The sequence below is a fragment of the Hymenobacter sp. BT188 genome (assembly GCF_014333585.1).
Lineage (GTDB): Bacteria > Bacteroidota > Bacteroidia > Cytophagales > Hymenobacteraceae > Hymenobacter.
The window spans coordinates 818,590-824,880 of the sequence record NZ_JACSCW010000003.1 but is presented as its reverse complement, the minus strand read 5'-3'; the positions used below and the strand labels follow the sequence as shown (position 1 = coordinate 824,880).

3 protein-coding genes are annotated in these 6,291 nt (G+C 46.5%); all 3 read left to right on the top strand.

Going from position 1 to position 6,291, the window contains the following annotated elements; translation table 11 throughout:
- The first annotated feature begins 585 nt into the window (after nucleotides 1-585).
- The 3 genes from H8B13_RS11655 (at nucleotide 586) to H8B13_RS11645 (ending at nucleotide 6,277) form a co-directional block, all read left to right on the top strand.
- Nucleotides 586-3,762 (top strand): Ig-like domain-containing protein, encoded by a 3,177-nt coding sequence (locus tag H8B13_RS11655; RefSeq protein ID WP_187310947.1) that lies wholly within the window; start codon nucleotides 586-588, stop codon nucleotides 3,760-3,762.
- A 382-nt stretch (nucleotides 3,763-4,144) separates the two neighbouring features.
- Nucleotides 4,145-5,257: a GDP-mannose 4,6-dehydratase gene (locus H8B13_RS11650; RefSeq protein WP_187310946.1), complete on the top strand. Its 1,113-nt coding sequence runs from the start codon at nucleotides 4,145-4,147 to the stop codon at nucleotides 5,255-5,257.
- 57 nt (nucleotides 5,258-5,314) lie between these two features.
- Nucleotides 5,315-6,277 (top strand): GDP-L-fucose synthase family protein, encoded by a 963-nt coding sequence (locus H8B13_RS11645; RefSeq protein ID WP_187310945.1) that lies wholly within the window; start codon nucleotides 5,315-5,317, stop codon nucleotides 6,275-6,277.
- The last annotated feature ends 14 nt before the right edge of the window (nucleotides 6,278-6,291 follow it).

Sequence of the window (6,291 nt, the reverse complement as noted above, 5' to 3'; positions counted from 1 at the left end):
CTGTAGTATATACTACAGCGCGGCCGGTGGGGGGCTTTTTTCTACTGTTTATTAGGCAACCTCTAATTAATACTGTCGAACTAGATTGACAATGATTAAGTATCAAGCAATAATTATATTATTGAATTACTATATTATGTGGTAATCAAAACACACTCTCTATCACACCTTACTTAAAATAGTTATATAAAATTTATTTAGCACTTATTTTATATCGTTAATTACTAAAACCCATCTCAGCATAAAATTTTAATATTTCCAAGTCATATGATGCAATTAATAGTTCTTTGTAATAAAAATGTTCAATAAAACACGGCTCTATTATTGCAAAACAGTGTTTCAATCGTTTATATTTATAAAAGCGTTGTTGATGATTGTTCAAATAAATATGAGATATATCATTTGTCAGCACCTATAACCATACTATTCATCCTATACGCCACTCCCTTATGACAACAACGATACAATTATACGAATCACAAAAAACAGTCTTGAATTAGATTTCAACCAGAAACAGATGAGGTCAGATCCTTTCTAACTTACATTCTGCACCGAACATAACAGAGGTAAATAAAACCCAAACTAATGAAGCAGCTCTACTCAAAAACTTTCATCAACTGGCTGTCCTCAGCATTTGTACTTCTATTGATGCTGGGCCCAGGTTCATTAATAACCTTGGCTCAGTCAAGTGAGGTTATTTATAATGGACCGATCTCCATTACTAAAGGAGGAACCTACAGCGGCAATTGGCGGAGCCTTGACTCCAGAATACCAGCCATCTCTATTGAAACGTCGGAGCCTGTAACTATTGAAAACTCAAATATTCAGAGTGCAGGAATTCTCATTAGAGCGCACTATCAGAATAACGACGTTACTATTCGCAATACGCGTGGCCTAGCTCTTACGCCTACTATCGATAATGTGCGGCAAGGGCGCTTTTTTGATGCGAACAATTTCAAAAATGCCCACCTAGAGCACAACTATATGGAGCAAACCTCTGGCATCTACTTAGCCAATTATGTAGGTGACAAAAGCGCAAGGCAAAGTATCAAGGTACTCTATAACCAAGCACGCAATATTGATGGTCGTACCCGGAATGGTGGAAAAGAACACGTTCAATTTTTACAATTCAACGGGGTGCAAGGCATCCGCGGGGTGGAAGTTGCTTGGAATGAAGTAGTGAATACCCCTAATAAAAGCTATGTCGAAGACAACATTAATCTCTATAAATCTAACGGCACTTCTGACAGCCCAATCTTAATACATAATAACTATATCCAAGGCGGATATCCAGTACCTGCAACTGCGACTAACCATTCTGGTGGGGGCATTTTGCTAGGTGATGGTGACCCCAGCTTTTTGGCAGAATCTAGTGGCTTTGTAAAATGCCACAACAACCAAGTAGTTAGCATGCTGAACTATGGCATAGCGGTAGCAAACGGTCATGACATTGAGATCTATAATAACCGAGTTGTTTCTAGCGGCTATGTTGATGGTCAATACCTTCAATCTTCCAACGTTGGTATCTATACCTGGAACAGCACGAGTAGCAATGACACCGATGCCTACTATTTCAACATCTCGGCACACGATAACCAGATTGGCTATGTGAAAAAAGGCAACTGGGAGGACAGAAATGATACATGGTTTCGTAACATTCACTACAATAAGAATAACACCTCGCTTCCTAATCCTATCACTCCTCAAACGGAGCAAGCAGAATGGACTTTTTGGCTGGAAAAGGTTAAGAATCAGAATATAACGCCTGGCTTAATTGTAAAAGCTCCTACCCCAGCGCCGAATGTGGCGCCGAGCATAGCGCTGACGGCGCCAACCAACAACCTAGCCTTGCCCCTGGGCCAAACCCAACTGCTGACGGCCACGGCCAGTGATTCCGATGGCTCGGTGCAGAAGGTGGAGTTCTTCCAGGGCAGCGCCAAGCTCGGAGAAGTGAGCACCGCGCCGTACCAGCTCAACTGGACGGCCGCCACGGCCGGCACGGTCGCCTTCACGGCCCGCGCCACCGACAATGCCGGGGCCACCACCACAAGCGCCCCGGTCACCATCACCGTCAATCCCGCCCCGGAACCAGCCCCCGCTCCGGCTCCAACGCCTACGCCCATTCTTGCACCTGCACCCGTTGCTCCGGCTAATGCTGCCTTTTATAGGGGAATCAATATTAATGGTAATGCCCTTACGTTGGATGGCAATAAGTGGGAAGCCAGCGGCAGTGCAGCCAATGTAAACATTGCAGGAGAGTACTTCTCAAACCAGAACGTTACGCTCAATCCATCAACTGATGCGGAACGCACTCAGATGATTCGCTCATCAATTGGAAGCCGGAATGCAGGTATTGAGTTTTCGAATGTTTCTAGCGGCAACTACTTCGTGTACCTATACATATGGGAAGATAACTTCTCCATGCGTTTCAATGTCAGTGTACAAGGCCAATTAGTTCAGAGTGATGTTATAAGTGGGCTAGCTGGTAGCTGGACGCGCTTAGGACCATATGCTGCCGCAGTTACCAACGGTCAGTTGACCATTAATGCTACTGGCACTGACAACGCGAATATCTCAGGGGTAGAACTATGGAAATCAATTCTTGCGCCAGCTCCTGCACCGGCTCCTACCCCAGCGCCGAATGTGGCGCCGAGCATAGCGCTGACGGCGCCAACCAACAACCTAGCCTTGCCCCTGGGCCAAACCCAACTGCTGACGGCCACGGCCAGTGATTCCGATGGCTCGGTGCAGAAGGTGGAGTTCTTCCAGGGCAGCGCCAAGCTCGGAGAAGTGAGCACCGCGCCGTACCAGCTCAACTGGACGGCCGCCACGGCCGGCACGGTCGCCTTCACGGCCCGCGCCACCGACAATGCCGGGGCCACCACCACAAGCGCCCCGGTCACCATCACCGTCAATCCCGCCCCGGAACCAGCCCCCGCTCCGGCTCCAACGCCTACCCCAGCACCAGCACCTGCCCCAGCGCCTACACCAGCCCCCGCTCCTGCCATAGCACAGCTGTATCGGGCGATAAATATTAATGGGGGGGCAATTACACTGGACGGCAATAAATGGGAAGCCAGTACTGGCGCAACTAATCTGCAAATCAGCGGCACTTTATTCTCTAACCAGAACGTCAAGCTGCGGTCAAACCCTGATGCTACTCGTGCCCAGATGATTCGCTCATCAGTGGGGGGGCGAAACGTAAAAGTGCAACTGGCTAATGTGCCTAACGGAGTTTACAGCATATATGTGTATGTGTGGGAAGACAACAAACCAGAGCGCTACAGCTTAGCACTCAACAATAAGACTGTCTTAACTAATTATAATAGTGGTACAGCTGGTAATTGGGATAAAATAGGTCCTTTAGCGGTTACAGTTTCTGATGGATTTATTCAACTGGCGAGTTCTGGTGGCGATGCTAACATCTCCGGTATCGAAGTTTGGACTGCTCCCGGCAGCACACCAGCTCCGAGCAGCACACCTACTACTCTAGCTACTACGAACTCGGTTTCTACCCAATCATTTCCTAATCCTTTCGAAGATGTAGTAACTATTCAGACTCAACTGAAAACAGCTGAAACGATGAATGTTGCTCTCTTTAATCAAGTTGGTCGCCTAATTCAGAAACGGAGCATTAACTTCAGTGCTGGCGTTGCTCAAAGCAGCATCGACATGAGTTCGCTAAATCTGCCTACTGGCCGATACTATTTGATGTTCATGTCGGGAAGTTTGTCGGGCAAAACAATCAAATTGACCAAATAACTTCCTTTCTTCATCTAACAGAAAAGCCCGACCTAAATGGTCGGGCTTTTCTGTTTTATACCTGCTATGCGTAGACAGCAGTTGAGATTACAGTCATGGATCGATTAAGTCTATCAGGCAGAAATACAAGACTAAACTTGTAACCAAATATATAAACTAAGTATATGCATTTTGGCGAGATAAATTCATTAAAGCGTTTTCTATAGCCTCTGAGGCATTAGACCATAAAGCACTAATATCAAGCTATTTAACCATTCATTAAGATATTAAAAACGCACTCATTTAATTTAATTTTTACATTAATTTATTGCACTATAAAATTTTGCAAGTACATTTATTGATAAATGATTACAACAGGGCTATATAGTTTCCTCATCTGCGCATGAAAAGGGCTTTAATAACCGGTATTAAGGGACAAGATGGCTTCTCCCTAGCTGAGTTACTATTAGAAAAAGGCTACGAAGTGCACGGAATCAAAAAGCATGCATCCCTGTTCAGTTACGAACGAGCGGATGTGTCGTACCAGGCTGGTTGTCTGAATAATGTCAGTTTTAACTTGCACTATGCTGACCTGACTGATGCCACTACGCTCACGCGGCTCATGCAAGAAATTCGGCCAGATGAAATATATAATCTCGGGGCTGTTTCTTATATGAGTGCACCATTCGAGACGCCGGAGTATACTGTGGAAGTTAATAATCTTTGTACGCTACGAATTCTGGAAGCTATTCGCTCAACCAATTTGGTTGACAGCGTACGCATCTATCAAGCGGCGGTTCCACAAACAAGTACTGCATTACAGAGGCTAGCTGAATCGAAATCTAGATCTCAGCATACCTCTTTACCTTACACCGCCACCAAGGTTTCCTGTAGCGAACTAATTGCTAAACATCGTGCGGCTAATGGGCTGTACGCTTGCAATGGTTCCTTATTAAATTATGAATTTCCGCGTCGTGGCGAAACAACACTGATTCACAAAATTATTCAGGGGGCTGTTCGTATTGCCTTAGGGTTGCAGGGCACGCTGTATCTTGATTCGCTTGAAGCGCGTCATGATTGGGGTTATTCTCAGGATTATGCGGAAGCCATATGGCGCGTGTTGCAGCAGGAAACACCCGAAGATTATGTCATCGCTACTGCTGTTATGACTACCGTGCGTGAATTTGTACGCTTGGCTTTTGCCGAACTAGGGGTTGACCTTGTATTTCAGGGCGATGGTGCTGGGGAGGTTGGCTACGTCGCGGCTTGTCATAACAACGACTTTGCTTTAATGCCTGGCCAAACTGTTGTTGCAATAGATTCAGCCTATTATTGTGCCCACACCGTAGAACCATCATTGGCAGAAGCCAGCAAGTCTCGGCGGCAATTAGGATGGAAACCTCGCCACAATCTCCCCTTGTTGGTGCAAGAGATGGTTCAGCATGACTTACGTCTCTTCAGTCGACAAACGTCCTTGATTAAATCTGGTCTGCAAGCACTGCTTCAACCCAACTAATACACTGCCTCTTCTACCCTACCTCACCATTCTTTTCTTTCGCTTTACGTTTTTCCGATGGAGTTATCTGCCAAAATATATATTGCCGGTCACCGCGGCATGGTTGGCTCGGCCATTGAACGCCGCCTGCGAGCTGCAGACTACCAAAATTTGGTGACGCGTACTTCCCAAGAGTTGGACCTGCGCGACCAAGCAGCAGTTGCAGATTTTTTTGCCACCGAACGTCCAGACTACGTTTTTTTAGCTGCCGCTCACGTGGGGGGCATTTATGCAAATAGCACCTACCCATCTGATTTTCTTTATGATAATCTGATGATTCAGGCTAATGTGTTGCAGCAGAGCTATGTACACCACGTTCAGAAGCTTCTGTTTTTAGGTTCCTCGTGCATCTATCCACGCCTGGCATCGCAGCCATTGCGTGAAGAATACTTGCTTTCCGGTCCTTTAGAGCAAACCAATGAGCCGTATGCCATAGCCAAGATTGCCGGGGTGAAACAGTGCCAAGCATATCGCCGTCAGCACGGCTGTTCGTTTATCTCGGCTATTCCCACAAATATTTATGGTCCTCACGACAACTACCACGCACAAAACTCGCATGTGTTACCCGCGTTGCTGCGCAAGTTTCACGAAGCTCGCATAAACGAGTCTCCTACGGTAGAAGTATGGGGTACTGGTACGCCCCGCCGCGAATTCCTGCACGTGGATGACTTGGCTGATGCCTGTCTTCACCTCATGCTACGCTATGATGGCTCAGAACCTATTAACGTAGGTACCGGCGAAGACATCTCCATTGCCGACTTAGCCCGCTTAATTCAGCGTATAACCGGTTACCGTGGAAAGCTTCGATTTAACGCATTAATGCCTGACGGGACGCCGCGTAAAATACTGGATGTCAGCAAACTAGCTGGCATGGGGTGGCGCGCTTCTATTCCGCTGGACAAAGGGCTTGCTGCTGTTTATGCTTTAGCAGAATGGGAGTCCGAACCTCAATCAATGGGAGAATCGGTATCAACAAATTAAGATTTCCGTTTTAC

What these genes read in the sequence shown, in the direction of transcription:
- H8B13_RS11645 (WP_187310945.1), top strand. Translation starts at nt 5,315, where the DNA reads ATGGAGTTATCTGCCAAAATATATATTGCCGGTCACCGCGGCATGGTT.
- H8B13_RS11650 (WP_187310946.1), top strand. Translation starts at nt 4,145, where the DNA reads ATGAAAAGGGCTTTAATAACCGGTATTAAGGGACAAGATGGCTTCTCC.
- H8B13_RS11655 (WP_187310947.1), top strand. Translation starts at nt 586, where the DNA reads ATGAAGCAGCTCTACTCAAAAACTTTCATCAACTGGCTGTCCTCAGCA.